At 66.4% G+C, this 15523-nt stretch carries 13 protein-coding genes; 4 read left to right on the forward strand and 9 right to left on the reverse strand.

Going from position 1 to position 15523, the window contains the following annotated elements:
• The first annotated feature begins 96 nt into the window (after positions 1 to 96).
• The 4 genes from BLU39_RS00005 to BLU39_RS00015 all read left to right on the forward strand — a co-directional run bounded on the left by BLU39_RS00005 (position 97) and on the right by BLU39_RS00015 (position 2733).
• Positions 97 to 1128, forward strand: coding sequence for an IS110 family RNA-guided transposase (locus BLU39_RS00005; RefSeq protein WP_092707913.1), 1032 nt, complete (start codon positions 97 to 99; stop codon positions 1126 to 1128).
• A 237-nt stretch (positions 1129 to 1365) separates the two neighbouring features.
• Complete coding sequence (locus BLU39_RS28030) at positions 1366 to 1656, forward strand: hypothetical protein (protein WP_139178072.1); 291 nt, start codon at positions 1366 to 1368, stop codon at positions 1654 to 1656.
• Between the two features lie 53 nt (positions 1657 to 1709).
• Positions 1710 to 2219, forward strand: coding sequence for a hypothetical protein (locus tag BLU39_RS00010; protein ID WP_139178074.1), 510 nt, complete (start codon positions 1710 to 1712; stop codon positions 2217 to 2219).
• Positions 2220 to 2388: 169 nt separating this feature from the next.
• Positions 2389 to 2733 (forward strand): hypothetical protein, encoded by a 345-nt coding sequence (locus BLU39_RS00015; RefSeq protein WP_092707919.1) that lies wholly within the window; start codon positions 2389 to 2391, stop codon positions 2731 to 2733.
• Positions 2734 to 2742: 9 nt separating this feature from the next.
• On the opposite strand, the gene BLU39_RS00020 is transcribed toward BLU39_RS00015, so the two are convergent.
• Genes BLU39_RS00020 through wecB form a run of 9 tightly spaced genes read right to left on the reverse strand, consistent with a single transcriptional unit; the run spans position 2743 to position 15519 of the window.
• Positions 2743 to 5181, reverse strand: a complete 2439-nt coding sequence (locus BLU39_RS00020) for a glycosyltransferase (protein WP_092707922.1) — start codon at positions 5179 to 5181, stop codon at positions 2743 to 2745.
• Positions 5178 to 6392, reverse strand: a complete 1215-nt coding sequence (locus BLU39_RS00025) for a TIGR04063 family PEP-CTERM/XrtA system glycosyltransferase (RefSeq protein WP_092707925.1) — start codon at positions 6390 to 6392, stop codon at positions 5178 to 5180. Before BLU39_RS00025 ends, BLU39_RS00020 begins: the two co-directional genes overlap by 4 nt.
• Positions 6393 to 6396: 4 nt before the next feature.
• A complete protein-coding gene (locus BLU39_RS00030; protein ID WP_092707928.1) occupies positions 6397 to 8349 on the reverse strand; it encodes an XrtA/PEP-CTERM system amidotransferase in 1953 nt (650 codons plus the stop codon).
• Between the two features lie 9 nt (positions 8350 to 8358).
• Complete coding sequence (locus tag BLU39_RS00035; protein WP_092707931.1) at positions 8359 to 9561, reverse strand: TIGR03088 family PEP-CTERM/XrtA system glycosyltransferase; 1203 nt, start codon at positions 9559 to 9561, stop codon at positions 8359 to 8361.
• Positions 9551 to 11131, reverse strand: a complete 1581-nt coding sequence (xrtA, locus tag BLU39_RS00040; RefSeq protein ID WP_092707934.1) for an exosortase A — start codon at positions 11129 to 11131, stop codon at positions 9551 to 9553. Before xrtA ends, BLU39_RS00035 begins: the two co-directional genes overlap by 11 nt.
• On the reverse strand, positions 11128 to 12417 hold the full coding sequence (locus BLU39_RS00045; protein ID WP_092707937.1) for a TIGR03087 family PEP-CTERM/XrtA system glycosyltransferase: 1290 nt from the start codon (positions 12415 to 12417) through the stop codon (positions 11128 to 11130). The genes xrtA and BLU39_RS00045 overlap by 4 nt, the downstream gene beginning before the upstream one ends.
• Positions 12418 to 12431: 14 nt before the next feature.
• Positions 12432 to 13511 carry a FemAB family XrtA/PEP-CTERM system-associated protein gene (locus tag BLU39_RS00050; RefSeq protein WP_092709765.1) on the reverse strand — a complete coding sequence of 360 codons (1080 nt, stop codon included), beginning with the start codon at positions 13509 to 13511 and terminating at the stop codon, positions 12432 to 12434.
• Positions 13511 to 14362, reverse strand: a complete 852-nt coding sequence (locus tag BLU39_RS00055; protein ID WP_092707940.1) for an XrtA system polysaccharide deacetylase — start codon at positions 14360 to 14362, stop codon at positions 13511 to 13513. Before BLU39_RS00055 ends, BLU39_RS00050 begins: the two co-directional genes overlap by 1 nt.
• Entirely contained in the window at positions 14359 to 15519 is a 1161-nt protein-coding gene (gene wecB, locus BLU39_RS00060) for a non-hydrolyzing UDP-N-acetylglucosamine 2-epimerase (RefSeq protein ID WP_092707943.1), read from the reverse strand. The genes BLU39_RS00055 and wecB overlap by 4 nt, the downstream gene beginning before the upstream one ends.
• Positions 15520 to 15523: the final 4 nt, after the last annotated feature.

Here is a 15523-nt window from a genome sequence, read left to right on the forward strand (position 1 = left end):
CGGCCAGAAGCAATGGGATGGACTCCTCCTCACCTGTCGGCGTCTGAGCGCCTAAACTGGAGTTTCGACACAACCAGTTGAAAGAAGGAGTCCACCATGAAGATTATCCGCGTCGGAGTTGATCTCGCCAAGAGTGTCTTTCAAGTGCACGGGGTTGATCGTAGCGAAAAGGTTGTCTGGCGCAAGAAACTAAGTCGGGCAGAATGGCTGCCGGCATTGCTGGAGAAAATAGAACCTGGCTGTGAGATTGGTATGGAAGCTTGTGGCGGCGCGCATCATTGGGCCCGGCAATTGCAGAAACGCGGCTTCACGGTAAAGCTCATCGCGCCGCAGTTCGTCAAGCCGTACGTGAAGAGCAACAAGAACGACGCCAACGATGCCGAGGCGATTTGCGAGGCGATGAGCCGGCCGAGTATGCGTTTCGTTGCGGTCAAATCGGTGGAGCAGCAGGACCTGCAGGCGATACACCGGATCAGAGCGGAGCTGGTGAGTCAGCGCTCCGCCAAGGGCAACCAGATCCGTGGGCTGTGCAGTGAGTATGGTTTGGTAGCGCCAAAGGAAATGATTCAACTGCGAGCAGCCATTCCGCTGTGGCTGGAAGATCTGGAGAACGGATTGACACAACGTTTCCGACGCTTGCTGCGCAGTTTGTGGCTCGATCTGCTGAACCTGGAACTGCGAGTAAAGGAACTGGATCAGGAAATAGAAATCGCGGCATCGACCGATCCGGTCGCCACCCGGTTGCAGCAACTGCGCGGCGTCGGCCCGATCATCGCTACCGCGATTGTGGCTAATGTTGGCGACGCGAAGCAGTTCAGTAGTGGTAGGCAGATGGCGGCGTCGCTGGGGCTGACGCCACGACAAAACAGCTCAGGCGGCAAGGAGCGATTGCTGGGCATTACGAAACGCGGCGACGCTCAGTTGCGGACGTTGTTGATTCACGGGGCCCGTTCAGTGTTACGAACAGCGGCCAGCAAGAATGATCGGATGAGTCGCTGGGTGACGCATATCGCCGAGACGCGGCATCACAACATCGCGGCGGTCGCGCTGGCCAACAAGACGGCGCGTATCGCCTGGGCGATGATGACCAAAGGCACCGACTACCAGCCTGAGCTGGAAGCGGTCTAAGCAGTGAGCAGTTAGTACGTAAAAAGGAGTATCCAACCACGATTGCGAAACATGCCGATGATGGCCAACAGGTCGAACCGGCGCTGGCAGAACCCGAGAATGTCTGTGGCCTTTAAGCCCGTAGAAGCGATAGGGAGTCGGCGCGCGAATAGCCCATTATGGTCCTTGCCCGATGATGGGCAAAGCAGTTAGAGACCGAATATACGTGAGCAGTCGTACCTAAAAGCCAAAGACGGAATGTTTGCAAACGAGGAGGAGTCCATATACGGACTTTCCGTTGGCAATTATTTAAATAAGAAAACATGCACCCACCGTGGAATTTTACCTTTTAGTTTAGGAATGAAAAAATTTCCAAGGAGAAAAGCTGTGGACCATAAGAAAAACAGCAGATTTACACTAAAAGATGTCTTGATAAAAACCAATGCTCAGCGTCTTTCTGAGGCGCCAAAAAGCGAGAAAATTATTCATTATGTTTTTGTTTTTGGCATTGTGATTGTTATAGTGGCCTCTCTTATTTTTATGGATTGATTTTTACTCATATACTCTATGGTAATTAATGCCGCAGCATTGCAGTTTAAAGAGTGGCACAAGAAAATAATATTTTATATTTTGGAAACACGATGTATTTCTTAAAGGCAATGCTGCTTGTCGTAACGCCGTTGCTAACAGTACAGCCGACATTTGCGTTTGAGTCCTTAGGCAAAGTTGTGGACGTCGCAATCCTTGCTCTCGCTGATCAGACTGCAAAACACCTCGCGCAAAATGAACTCGATGGCGTTTACGCATCTATGTCGCCTAAACTCAAATTGGTCTACTCCCGCGATGAGTTGGTAAAGCCAGCATGGGGTATGCAAAGAATCTTCGGACGCATTGAATCGTTTGATTTTGAAGCCATCAACTATGGAAAGCGAGGCATCGGAAACGAATGGATCAGGATCGCAATCTACTGGTATCACGCCAAGACTGGCAAATGCCCTAACCGAACCTATCTCAAGGTCGAAGTCAAGAATGAGCAAGGGCGATATTACGGCGCCGGATATTCAATGGAACGGGTCCTATTAGGTGGGAAGCTTTCCTTTCTGAAACAGTAGATCGGGCGATCAGCAGACTAGCTACTGGCCGCTTTGCGGCGAAAACGGAAGTACAAGCCTAGTATCTAAGTCGAGATCGCGCCTTCCTGGCCGACCTGCCTCTTTCTAACTCTGCCCAGCCTCGTTTCGGCCGGCTTGCCGCGCTCGATGAAGTCATCGACAATACGCTATGCAAATCAAGATATCGCCTAAAAAAATACTACTGTGCCTGCTCATCCTCAGTCCGGCCTGGTATGTCGCCGCATGCTGCGTGTTCTCCAACAGCCGCAAGGCGGCGTTCGATCAAGTCCAGACGGGCGATACGCGGCAAACGGTGCTTGGCCGCTTCGGTGCGCCGACCCACGTGGAGCGGGCCGGCGAGTCGTTCGAACGCTATGGCTCGGCGCCATGCGCGGCGCCGTGCGCCGAGCGGTTGTGGTTCGATAACCGCTTGAACCCGGAGCTGGAAGTGTGGTCGGTGGAGCTGGACCGGCATGGCCGCGTGGTTGGGAAAAATTATCTCGTGTCGATGTAGGCCTGCTTGCTAGGCGACTTTGCTGAGCACATACCGGTACTTCCCCGACGCCTCCGCCGCGATCTCGTCGACTTCCTCGACGGCGATGTCGACCTGCGCGCCCAGCCTGGCCTGGAAACCGGCCACGATGGTGGCGCGCGTGGCGTCGTCCAGGCGCGGCAGGCAGACGAGCAGCACGCGCGTGCGCAGCAGGGTTTCCTGGATGATCTTGAAACTGCGCACTTGCGGCAGTTCGCGCACGATGTAGACGAGGGCCAGGCCGTGCATGACGGTGCCATCGACCGCCGTGAGGAAATCCGTGCTGCGCCCTTCGATTTTTTGCAGCAGGGGCAGGCCGCGGCCGCAGGTGCATGGCTCGGTGCCCAGCGCGCCCACGTCGCCGGTGGCGTAGCGGATGAAGGGGTAGTCCTGCGTGGCCAGATGGGTGACGACGATTTCGCCCGTCGCCCCTGGTGGCAGCGGCTGGCCCTGGTCGTTGACGATTTCCACGATGATGTCTTCGGCCGTGATGTGCATGCCGCCGTCCGGGCATTCGTGGGCGATGAAGCCAGCGTCGCGCCCGCCGTAGCCGTTGGCCACGGGGCAGGCGAAGGCGGCGGCGATCTGCGCGCGCTGCTCGTCATACAGGCGTTCGGCCGTGACGAACGCCACTTTCACGCCCAGGCCGTCGAGCGGCAGGTCGCGCGCCGCAGCATGGCTGGCGATGCGGCACAGGGCCGACGGATAGCCGAACAGCATGCGCGGACGCCAGCGGCGCAATTGCCGCACATAGTCGTCCAGGCGCGCGGGCGACATGGCAAACGCGGGCAGCAGGGCGGTGCGCAGCAGCGCATCGCGCAGGCGGCGCACGCGGTCTTGCGCGTGCAGTTCTATGGGCGAACCCCACAGCACGGCTTCGCGGTCGCCGATGTCGACGCCCCACCAGCGCGTGGCGCGCCACTTGGCGGCGATGTCGTGGCTGACCCTCCGTCGCCCGAGGAAAAACTGCAACGGCTCGCCGCTGGAGCCGCCCGTGGCGAACGGGCGCAAACCCACGGCGCGCGCCGACTTGAAACTGTCGCGCGCAGCGGCGATGTCGCGCTTCCTCAGCAACGGCAGGCGCGACAGATCGGCCAGTTGCTTGACTTGCTCGGGATCGAAACCGCTGCGGGCGTACAGCGCGCGGTAATACGGCACGTGGTCGCCCGCATGGCGCAGCAGTGCGCGCAGGCGCGCCAGCTGCCACTGTTGCAGTTGCTGTGCGCTCCACCACTGCGAGCGTTCCATCCGGCGCAGCAGGCGCGCGCTGTGGTGTCCCTTGCACCATTCATGCAGGGGAAACAGCCAGCGGGCGACGAGGCGCGTGTAGGCGCCGGGGCGCGGCGCGGCCCGGATGCGCCGGTAATGCGCGGCCAGCCTGGGTGCGACGTCGGGCCAGCCGAAGGTGGCTGCGTGCGCCAGGCCTGCGTTCGCCAGCGCTTGGGAGCGCGCAGGGTCGCGCAGCAGGGACAGGATGGCATGCGCCATGGCGGCAGGATCGCCGGGCGGCACCAGCAGCGCCGTCACGCCGTCCTGCAGCAGGGCGGGGATGCCGCCCACGTTGGTGCTGACGACCGGCACGCCGCAGGCTAGCGCCTCGAGCACGGAATTGGGCATGTTGTCGGCCAGGCTGGGATTGAGGACGATGTCGCTGGCCTGGTACAGGGCCGGCATGGCGGCATTGTCGACGGGGCCGGCGAAGCGCACGGCGTCAGTCACGCCAAGGGACCTGGCCAGGCGCGCCAGCGCCGCGCGCTGCGGTCCGCCGCCGGCCAGCACCAGGCGCGCCGTCGGAAAAGCCTCGCGCACGATGGCGAAGGCGCGCACGGCGCTGGCATTATCGTACAGCGCCTCCAGGTGGCGCGCCACGAGGATGCACGGGCCATCGGCGGATGGTGGCGCGGCGGGTGTGGTTGATGTAAAGCGCTGCAAGTCCACCACGTTCGGCACGATGTGGGCCGTATGGCCATATTGTTCGAAGACGCCGGCCAGGTAGGCCGAGGGCACGGCAATGGCGCTGGCGCGGCGCAGGCTGAACGCCACCAGGCGCGGCCAGCGTGCCAGGAAGGTGGCCGCTTCGCCGCCCCGGTAATTGAGCAGGGCAGGTTTGCCTTTCAGGCTGGCGATCCACAGCGCCGGTGCGGCCTGCAGATGCCAGGACCAGCCGGAATTGGCCATGATGTGGAACAGGTCGACCGTATTGGCCGTGCGCCACAAGCGCCACAAGTGCACGGGCAGGCGCAGCGCGGCGCGCAGGTAGCGGATGCGCGCCAGCCACGGCGGCAGCGCGGGGCCGTTGACGGCCAGCAGCTGCACTTGTGCGCCGTCCTCGCGCAGCTTGCGCGCCAGTTGCGCCGTTTGGTTGGCCATGCCGCCGGCCGGCGGCGGCAGCGGGCCGACCAGCGCGATGCGCAGGCCCGTGAAGATCATGCCATCGCTCCCGCCGCCACGCGCGCATACACGGGCGCATAGCGGCCCACGCTGGCTTGCCAGCTGCGCTCCGTCTCGACAAACGCCCGCGCCCGGTCGCGCAGCGCGGGCCAGCTGGCGGGCGCCAGCAGCAGGGCCAGTATGGTTTGCGCCAGCGCCTCGGCGTCGCCGGCGCGAAACAGCATGCCCGTCTTGCCATGCTCGACCAGTTCGCGGTGGCCGCCCACGTCGGACGCCACCACGAGACGGCCCTGCGCCATCGCCTCTAACGGTTTCAAGGGCGTCACCAGTTCCGTCAGCCGCATGGGCAGGCGCGGATACACGCAGATGTCGACCAGCTGATAATAGGCGGCCACCTGCGCATGCGGCACTCTGCCCACGAAGACCACGGCGTGGCTTATGCCCAGCTGCTCGGCCAGCGCGCGCAGCGCCGCATCCTGCGGACCGCCGCCGGCCAGCAGCAGCCGCAATGCGGGCTGCGCCGCCAGCAGGCGCGGCATGGCGCGCAGCAGCAGGGCCAGTCCCTCGTAGGCGTAGAACGAGCCGATGAAGCCGAGAACCAGGTGGCCATGCAGGCCCAGTTTGTGCGCAAGCCACCGGTCGTCGGGCGCCGTGACGCAAAAGGCGCCCGCATCGACGGCGTTTGGAATCACGGTGATTTTATGCGCGGGCACGCCGCGCGCGCGCAGCTCGCGCCGCAAGCCGTCGCAGATGGTGGTGACGGCGTCGGCGCGGCGCAGCGCGTAGGTTTCCAGCGCGCGCGTGAGCCGGTAGCGCAGGCCGCCGGGCCGGCTGCTGCCATGGTCGGCGGCCGCGTCTTCCCAGAAGGCGCGCACTTCATACACGACGGGGATGCCCAGTGCGCGGCCCGCGTTGAGCGCGGCGATGGCGTTCAGGGCGGGCGAATGCGCGTGCAGGATATCGGGCTTCGCTTGTCGTGCCACCTGGCGCAAACGCATGGCCAGGCCGATGATGACGGCCACTTGCCGCAGCACGGGCAGGCGCGCCCACCAGCGCGCATCGGGCGCCGTGCGGTAGAAATGCCAGCCGTCGACCAGCTGCTGCGCGCCGTCGGACGGCCCCTGCTTGGCACTGGTGAGTTGCGTCGTGTGCCAGCCCAGCGCGCGCTGCTGCCGCAGGATGGCCAGGGTGCGAAACGTGTAGCCGCTGTGCAGGGGCAGCGAGTGGTCGAGGATGTGCAGGATGCGCATGGATTCACTCCATGGCCATGGCTGGCGCGGGCACCGGCGCCTGGCGGCCATCGACGGGCAGCACCTGGCGCAAAAACGCTTCGAACATCAGCAGCGACCACAGAGGCGCGCTGTAGTCGCGCCGGCCGCTCGCATGCTGATCGAGCAGCAGGCGCACGTAATCCATGTCGAACAGGCCGCATTGCGCCAGGGTGGGGCCCAGCAGCCGCTGTTGCAGGCGCTGGCGCAGCGGGCCGCGCAGCCAGTCGGCCAGCGGCACGGAAAAGCCCATCTTCTGGCGGTACAGCAGGGTATCGGGCAGCAGCGGGCGCAGGGCTTTTTTCAGCAGGTATTTGCCTTCGCCGCGCCGCAGCTTGAACTGCGGCGGCAAGCCCGACATCCACGCCACCAGTTCATGGTCGAGCAGGGGCGAGCGCACTTCCAGCGCATGCGCCATGCTGGCCCGGTCGACTTTCGTCAGGATGTCACCGGGCAGGTAGGTTTTCAGGTCCAGGTACTGCACCTGCGACAGCGGATCCTGCGCGGGGCTGGCCAGCGCGTGGCGGCGCAGCACTTCCACGGCGCGGTAACCGTGCAGGCTGCGCCGCAGTTCGGGGCTGAACAAACGTGCGCGCATGGCGTCGCCCAGCAGGCTGACGCCGTGAAAATATGCGTCCGTCGTGTCGCGCGCCAGACCCTCGAACGTGGTCTTGGCGCGCAGGAAGCGGGGCGCCCAGTCGGCCTTCGGGTACAACCGTCCCAGTGTGCCGAACAGCGACTGGCGCAAGCCGGCCGGCAGCAGCGGGTCCATCGCCTTGCGCACTTTTTCCTCGCGCGTGTGCAGGCGGTAGCGCCGGTAGCCGGCCAGGCTTTCATCGCCGCCGTCGCCCGACAGGGCCACCGTGACCCGCTGGCGCGCCAGCTGGCAGACGCGGTAGGTGGGCATGGCGGAACTGTCGGCGAACGGTTCGTCGTACAGGTTGGCCAGCAGGTCGATCAGTTCGAAGTCGTCCTGCTCGACCTGGCGCGCGTGGTGCGCCGTGCCGTAGCGGCGCGCCACGAGGTCGGCGTAGCGCGCCTCGTTGTAGGCCGGGTCGCCGAACGAGATGGAGCAGGTATTGACGGGCGTGCTGCTGGCGCCTGCCATCAGCGCCACGACGGCGCTCGAATCGACGCCGCCGGACAGGAATGCCCCGAGCGGCACTTCGGCCACCATGCGGATGCGCACGGCTTCGCGCAGGCGCGCCAGCAGTTCGTCGGCCGCCTGCGCCTCGCTGGCGGGCGGGTTCGGCGCGAACGGAATATCCCAGTACGATTTCGGCGCGGGCAGGGGCTGGCCCGCGCGGATCGAGAGCGTATGCCCGGGCGGCAGCTTGCGCGCGTGCTGGAAGATGCTGCGCGGTTCGGGCACGTAGCCGTAGGCGAAGTATTCTTCCACGGCCAGCGGGTCGAGCGCGCGCGGCATGGACGGATGCGCGAGCAGGGCTTTCAGTTCGGAGCCGAACAGCAGGGTGCCGTCCTGCGCCTCGCCGTAGTACAGCGGTTTGACGCCGAGGCGGTCGCGCGCGAGGAACAGCAGGTGGCGCCGGCGGTCCCACAGGGCGAAGGCGAACATGCCGCGCAGGCGCTGCACGCATTGCTCTCCCCATTGTTCCCACGCGTGGACGATGACTTCCGTATCGCTGCTGGTGCGGAACTGGTGGCCGAACTGGCGCAGTTCGGCCATCAGGTTGCGGTAATTGTAGATTTCGCCGTTGAAGACGATGGCGATGCTGCGGTCGGCGTTGAACAGCGGCTGTTGGCCGCTGGCCAGGTCGATGACGGACAGGCGCCGGTGCGCCAGGCCGAGGCCCGGTTCGCGGTGCAAGCCGCCTTCGTCCGGCCCCCGGTGGCGCAGGCTGTGGTTCATGCGCGCCAGCAGCAGCACGTCGATGTCGCGCTGGCCCTGCAAATCAAAGATGCCGCTGATGCCGCACATGGGAGGCCTTTATGGATAGGTGGACAGGGAAGAGGGCTGGCGCGCGCCCGTCAGGCGGTCGTACACGGCCAGGTAGGCGCCGGCCATGGCGGGCAGGCTGTGCTCGGCCAGCACCTGGCGCCGCCCGCGCGCGCCGTGACGGGGGCCCAGTTCGGGCATGCTGTAATAGTCGAGCATGGCGTCGGCCAGCATCTCGGGCGAACCGGGCGGCACCAGGGTGCCGCTCCAGCCCGACTGCACCAGTTCCGCATTGCCGCCCACCTGGGTGGCGACGATGGGCAGGCCCGTCGCCATCGCTTCGAGGATGGTGTTCGAACTGCCTTCGGCCAGCGAGGGCAGCACGAACAGGTCCATGGCGCGCAGCAGTTGCGCCACGTCGTCGCGCGTGCCGGGCAGCCAGGCGAGGTGCGCCACGCCGGCCTGCTGCAGCAGTTCCAGGCAGGCCTGGCGGCACGGCCCGTCGCCGACGATGATCAGGCGCAGGCGCGCGCGGGCGCCCGGCTGCGACAGCAACAGCAAAAATGCCCGCACCAGCGAGGCATGGTCCTTGACGGGGGCCATGCGGCCCACGCTGCCGATGACGAAGGCGCCGTTGCACAGGAAGCCGGGCGGCCCCACGGCGGCCGGCGGGCCCAGGCGCGGGTGGAATTGCACGCTGTCGACGCCGTTGCCGATGTGCGACACTTGCCCGGGCGCCGCGCCGATGGCGTCCACCAGCCACAGTCCCAGGTCGGCGCTGACGGCGATGAAGTGCTGCACCAGCGGCAGCATCAGCTTGCGCAGCAGCCGGTATTTGCGGCGGGTGCCGTGCAAATCGCTCATGTCGCGCCCGTGTTCGCCATGCACGCGCAGGCGCACGCCGGCCAGGCAGGCCAGCAATTGCGCCTCGAGGCAGCCCAGGTTGCGCGTGTGCACGAGGGCTGGCCGCAGCTGTTTCAATATGCGGTACAGGTGCAGATAGTGGCGCCAGTCCTTGCCTTCGCGCTTGTCCAGGCTGATGACATCGACGCCGGGCGTGGTCAGGCGCTGGCGAAACGCGGTGGCGTTCTTCATGCAGACGATGGCGTGCCGGTAGCGTTCCGGCGGCAAATGGTTGATCAGGTTGATCAAGCCATTTTCCAGCCCGCCCACGTCGAGCTGGTGGATCACGTGCACGATCAGCGGGGCGGCGCCGGCCGCTTGCGTGTCGCCGGTATCGAGGTCAAGGGCCATGCGGCAACTCCTGCAAGCGTTGTTCGATGACGGGCAGCGCCGCCTGCAGGAACGCTTGCAGGCGCGCGCGCGGCGGCGGCGCCAGCTCGTCGTAGGCGGCAAAGACGATGATGTCGGCGCCATCCTGGCGCCGGCCCAGCAGCTTGGCTTGCGCCAGCAGCAGTTTCACCAGCACGGGCCTGGCCGTGACGATGCCGCCCTGGCGATAGACGCGCCACACGAGCAGGCGTTCGCCGCCATGCGCCAGCACGCTTTCGCGCACGGCCAGCGCGCCGCCGGCCAGGTTGACCTGCCGCACGCGTTGCGCCAGCGGCGTCCAGCGGGGGCCGTACGGCAAGGCCTGGTGCGTCAGCAGTTCGGCGTCGCGCGCCTGGCGCGCATACCAGCGCAGCTGCAGGCCCACGGGCGCGTCGTCGCCATCCTGGCGCGCAAACGCGGCGGAAAACCGCGCGGGATTACCTGCATACGGCGCTTGCCAGGCAGGTGGAATATCGTGCAGGCGATGCCAGGCGGGCGGATCTGGCAAGGCCAGCACCACGGCGGGCAGCGTGGCGCCATCATCGCGCTGGCTGGCCAGCGCCAGTGCCGGCCACACGGCCGCCAGCAGCAGGCAGGCCACGCCGGCGCGCACGGCGGCGCGCGGGCTGGCCGCGCCGGCGCTCAGGCGCACGGGCTGGCCTGACGGCACGGCGCGTGGCGGCGGCAATTCGCGCCAGCGCGCGGCCAGCCAGAACAGCAGCAGCGCCACCAGGCCGAAGAACAGCCAGCCATAGATCAGGTGGTCGACGCCCACGGCCAGGCGCATGTCGCTCAGGTGGCCCAGCATCACGATCAGGTAGGCGCGCACGCCGTTGGCGAGGATGGGCACGAGCAGGGCGGCGGCCATGACGGCCACGCGCCGCCGCGTGCTGTGGCAGTTCACATGGGCGAACAGGGCGCCCAGGGCCAGCGCGGCGATCAGGTAGCGCAAGCCGCTGCACGCTTCCACCACCGACCAGTTGCCGGTGGGCAGAGAAAAATTGCTGCCATCGCGAAACACGGGCACCCCCGACCATTGCAGCGCGGTCACCGTGAAGGCGGCCGTGAAGTCGATCAGCGGCTCGATGAAGACTTCGCCGAACGGTACGGCGAGAAACAGGTAGGCCAGCGGAAAGGCCAGCAGGCGCACGGCCGGCCAGCCGAGGATGGCCAGCACGCAGGCGGGCAGCATGGCCGTGGCCGCATATTGTTCCACCACGGGCACGTTGGCGGCGTCGGCCAGCAGCCAGGCCAGGCCCAGGGCGCCCAGCAGCAGCAAGCCTGTCCGCACGGGCTGGGGCGCCAGCGCGGCCAGTCGGGCACGCTGGCGCCAGGCCAGCCAACAACTGATGGGCACGATCAGGAAACCGTGCGCGAACGTCTGCGAGCGGGCCCACAGTTCCACCATCGACCAGAAAGTGGCGTGATACAGCAATATGACGGCGGCCAGGGCCAGCAGCAGCGCCGCCAGCGCGGCGTGGCGCCGGCGATGACCGTGCGGCAGGAGTGCCGCGTCCGGCAAGCGGGCCACCTGGTCGAGCTGTACGCTCATGTGGATGGCTCCCGCACGGGCTGCAACGGTGCGGCGATACCGCCGGCGGGCGCCTCCGCCTCGGCAGGCAAGCCCAGCATGGCGCCCAGGCCGCGCAGGTTGCGCTCCCAGTCGTAATCCTGCAAGACCAGCTGGCGTGCCGCCGCGCCCATGGCCGTGCCGTTGCCTTCGGCCGCGCCGCCCTGGGCATTGCGCAGCACGCGCGCCGCATGGTGGATGAATTCGGCGTCGTCGCGCGCCAGCAGCAGTTCCAGGCCCGGCTGCGCAGCGATGCCTTCGAGCGCCTGCGGCGTGGCCAGCACGATCTTGCCCATCGCCATCGCTTCCAGCACCTTGTTCTGCACGCCGCGGGCGATGCGCAGGGGAGCCACGGCCAAGGCCGCGCCGGCCAGGTAGGGGCGGATGTCGGGCACCTTGCCCGTCACTACCACGCCCGCCACCCTGGCCAAGGCCGTCACGGCGGGCACGGGCGCGCTGCCGACGATATAAAACTGCAACTGGGGAAACTGGCGCCGCAGGGCGGGCCAGACGTGGCGCACGAACCATTGCACGGCGTCGACATTCGGCCAGTAATCCATGGCGCCCGTAAACACGAGCGCCTGCGCCCCGGGTGGATAGATTGTGCTCTGCGCCGGCATGGGCGCGAAATAGTCCGTGTCGACGCCGTTATTGAAAAATCCCGTCTTGCGCCGGGCCATCGGGGCGCACTGGCGGAACAGGGCCGCCTCGGCCGGCGAGACGAAGCTGGCGGCCGTGAATTGCTGGGCGATATGGCGTTCGTACTGCAACAGCAGCTGCGCTTCGCGCCGGTACAGCAGCGACATGGGCCACGGTTTGCTGTCGCCATACTGGCGCCATTTGTCGGAATCGACGTCGACGAAATCGATCACGCGGTGCAGATGGCGCCCCGCGCTGCCGTCGATGTATTGCGCCATGGGGCCGGAAAAAGCCAGCGCATGGCGCAACTTGCCGTTGGACAGCAAACCTTCGACCCATTGCAGCAGGCGCGCGTCGCGGTAGTAGTGCACGCTCATGGCCTGGCGCGACAGCAACGCCTGCGCGGCGCGCCAGCGGGCCGGTCCCCGCTGCAAGTCGATGAAGCGCGTGCTGGCGCACAGGGCGGCCACGGTTTTCGTGTGTTGCCAGTCGTCGTCATCGTCGATGAAGCAGCCCAGGTGGACACGGAAATGCCGGCTCAGGTATTGCAACATGTGCCACGAACGTATCTTGTCGCCCTTGTTGGGCGGATACGGCAGGCGGTGGGCGAGGAAGAGCAGTTCGCGCATGGTGGGTTCCTTGCTTAGCCCAGTTGCCGCACGATATGCGGCCCCAGCAGGTTGGCCAGCGGCAGCGGCAGGCGGCGCCAGGCGCGGATGAACAGCGCGTATTTCGGATTCAATGGATTGACCTCCGGCAAGGCCTTGGCGCGCACGAGCTGGTAGGCATACGGCAGCGGCTGCGGCGTAAAGCCCCAATTCTTCTTGAAGTCGTAGGCCCCCGTGCCCAGCTTGCTGCGGCCGAAATCGAACAGGCGGTAGCCGCGCGCGCAGGCGCGGCGCATCGCTTCCCAGTACATGAAGTCGTTGGCGCCCGTGCTGCGGGCCAGCACGCTGCCGCCGCCGTAATATGGCAGCACTTCGTCGCGGAAATAGAACAGCAGCACGCTCGCTTGCGCCTGCTGGCCGTGATACACGGTGAGGATATCGCAAGCCTTGCCGAAAACCGTGCGCAGCAGGGAAAAATGGCGGCGCGCGAAGACGGGCGTGCCCAGCCGGTGCACGCTGGCCGCATAGATCGGGTAAAAATGCTTGAGGTCATAATCGATGGCGCTGTGCAAGCCGGCCGCCATGGCCTTGCGCACGACGGCGCGCTGCTTGCGGGGAATGGCCAGCAGGTTCTGCTCGGCATCCGGATGCAGGGGACGGCGGAAGGTTGCGTACAGGGGTTTGTGCAGCCAGGATGAGTCTGCATCTTCCGGCAGTTCGCGCCAGCGGTATTCCAGGTGCCCCACGCCGAGGCGCCTGGCCAGCGCCAGCGCGGCGCTGTCGAGCGCCTGGCGGACGGAAGAACTGCCGCCGGCGATGCCGCCGTACACGCAAAACGGCAGCGAGACGAGGGCGGAGCCGAACATGCGGCTGCGCAGATGGGCCAGCGGCAGCACGCCGGCAATGTGTCCATCCTGTTCCGCATACAGGAAATGGCTGTCGTGGTGAAAACCTTGCTCCATGATGGTTTGCCAGCCGGCCCGGTGAAAGAAAGTCGCATCAGGGCACGTGTCGACAAAGGCGTCCCAGCGCGCATGTTCGTTCCCCTGCAGGGACCGCACGGCGATGGCGGCGCTCGATGGTGCCGGGTCGGGAGCAAGGCGGGCCTCGTGCATCATGTGCTTTCCAAAAAAATACGGTCCATGCGGTCCCAGGAAAAGTCGCGCGTCAGGCGCCCCAGTCGTGCTTCCATGCGCCCCAGGTTCAGGTAGTGGCGAAAGCGCGTCCTGGCGTCGAGGCCGGACGGGCGCGGCTGGCCGGGGTCGAGTTCCCAAGGATGAAAATAGAATATGCCAGCTTGCCCGTCGCGCGAATTGATGCGTCGCAAAAGCCAGCGCGACAGTGCATACGGCATCAGCCTGAAATAACCGCCGCCGCCGGCCGGCAGGTTGCGCCCGCGTAGGCGCACGGTGCTGACGGGCAATTCCAGCACGCCGTGCGGCCCGCGCGGGCGCCAGGCGAAGCGGGGAGCATCAGGCATGCCGTAATGGTCGTGGCGGATCGGGTAGATGCTGGAACTGTAGCCGTAGCCCGCTTCCTGCAGCTCGTCGAAAGCCCACAGGTTGGCCGCGCCGATGGAAAAGCTGGGCGCCCGGTAGCCGCGCACGGCCAGCCCCGTTATTTGCTCGAGGATGGTCTTGCTGCGGCGCACGTCGTCGGCGAACTGCGCGGCGGACTGCTCGCTGGCGCGCAGGTGCGCGTAGCCGTGGCTGGCCACCTCGTGTCCGGCGTCGGCCACGCGGCGCAGCATGGCCGGATATCGCTCGGCGATCCAGCCCAGGGTAAAAAAGGTGGCGTGGATGCGCCTGCTGTCGAGCAGCAGCAGGATGCGCTCGATATTCGCCTCGACCCGGCATTCCAGGCGGGGCCAGTCGGCGCGCGCGATGTGCGGCGCGAAGGCGGACACCTGAAAGTAATCTTCCACGTCGATGGTGAGCGCGTTGCGCAAAATCACCGGCGGCGTCATGGCGCGCTCCGGCGCGCCGCCAGCCAGGGCGCGACGACGGCGGCGATGCGCTCGGCCGCGCAGCCATCCCACAGGGGCGGAATGCGGCCCCGCTTGCCACCCGTGTCGAGGATGACACCCGCCAGCGCCAGGATGGCGGCCGGGTCCGTGCCCGCGAGGGTGTTCGTGCCGTCGCTGACCGTGACGGGCCGCTCCGTATTGTCGCGCAAGGTCAAGCAAGGCACGCCCAAGGCCGTGCTTTCTTCCTGGATGCCGCCCGAATCCGTCAGCACCAGGCGCGCGTCCTGCATCAGGCCCAGCATTTCCAGGTAGCCCAGCGGCGGCAGGCGGACGATGGCATGCCGCGCCAGCAGCGCTTCCAGGCCTGCCAGGCGCAAGCTGGCCAGGGTGCGCGGGTGGATGGGAAACAGCAGCGGCAACCGGGCTGACAGCTGCCCCAGCGCCTGCAGCAGCGCTTCCAGTTGCGCCGGCGCATCCACGTTCGACGGCCGGTGCAAGGTCAACAGGCCATACGCGGGCGGGCAGGCGTGGCCGTGGGCGCGCAGGGTGGCGGCGGGTTGTACCGCGCGCGGCAGCTGCCGCCGCAGGCTGTCGATCATGACGTTGCCCGTGAAATGGATGCGTTCCGGGGCGATGCCTTCGCGCAGCAGGTTGGCGCGCGCGCCTTCCTCGCTGGTCAGCAGCAGGCTGGATAATTGATCCGTCAGCACGCGGTTGATTTCCTCGGGCATGCGCCGGTCGCCGCTGCGCAATCCCGCCTCGACGTGGATCACGGGAATGTCCCGCTTGGCCGCCACCAGCGCGCAGGCGAGGGTGGAATTGACGTCGCCCACCACCAGTACGCCATCGGGCGCCAGCGGCGGCTGCCCGTCGAGCACGGCGTCGAAGCGGCGCATGATGTCGGCCGTCTGCTGCGCGTGGTTGCCGGAGCCCACGTCGAGGCAGATGTCGGGCGGACGCATGTCCAGGTCCGCAAACAGCTGGCCATTCATGGCCGTGTCGTAGTGTTGTCCGGTATGCAATAAAGTCACCCGCACGGAAGGCGTCTGGCGGGCCAGGGCGGCCAGGATGGGCGCCATCTTCATCAGGTTCGGGCGCGCGGCCACCACGCACAGCAGGTGCGCCGGCGCGGCAGGCGCTAGAGAGCGGTCGGACATGCTG

Source organism: Janthinobacterium sp. OK676, assembly GCF_900103595.1.
In the GTDB taxonomy this organism is placed as follows: Bacteria; Pseudomonadota; Gammaproteobacteria; order Burkholderiales; family Burkholderiaceae_D; genus Janthinobacterium.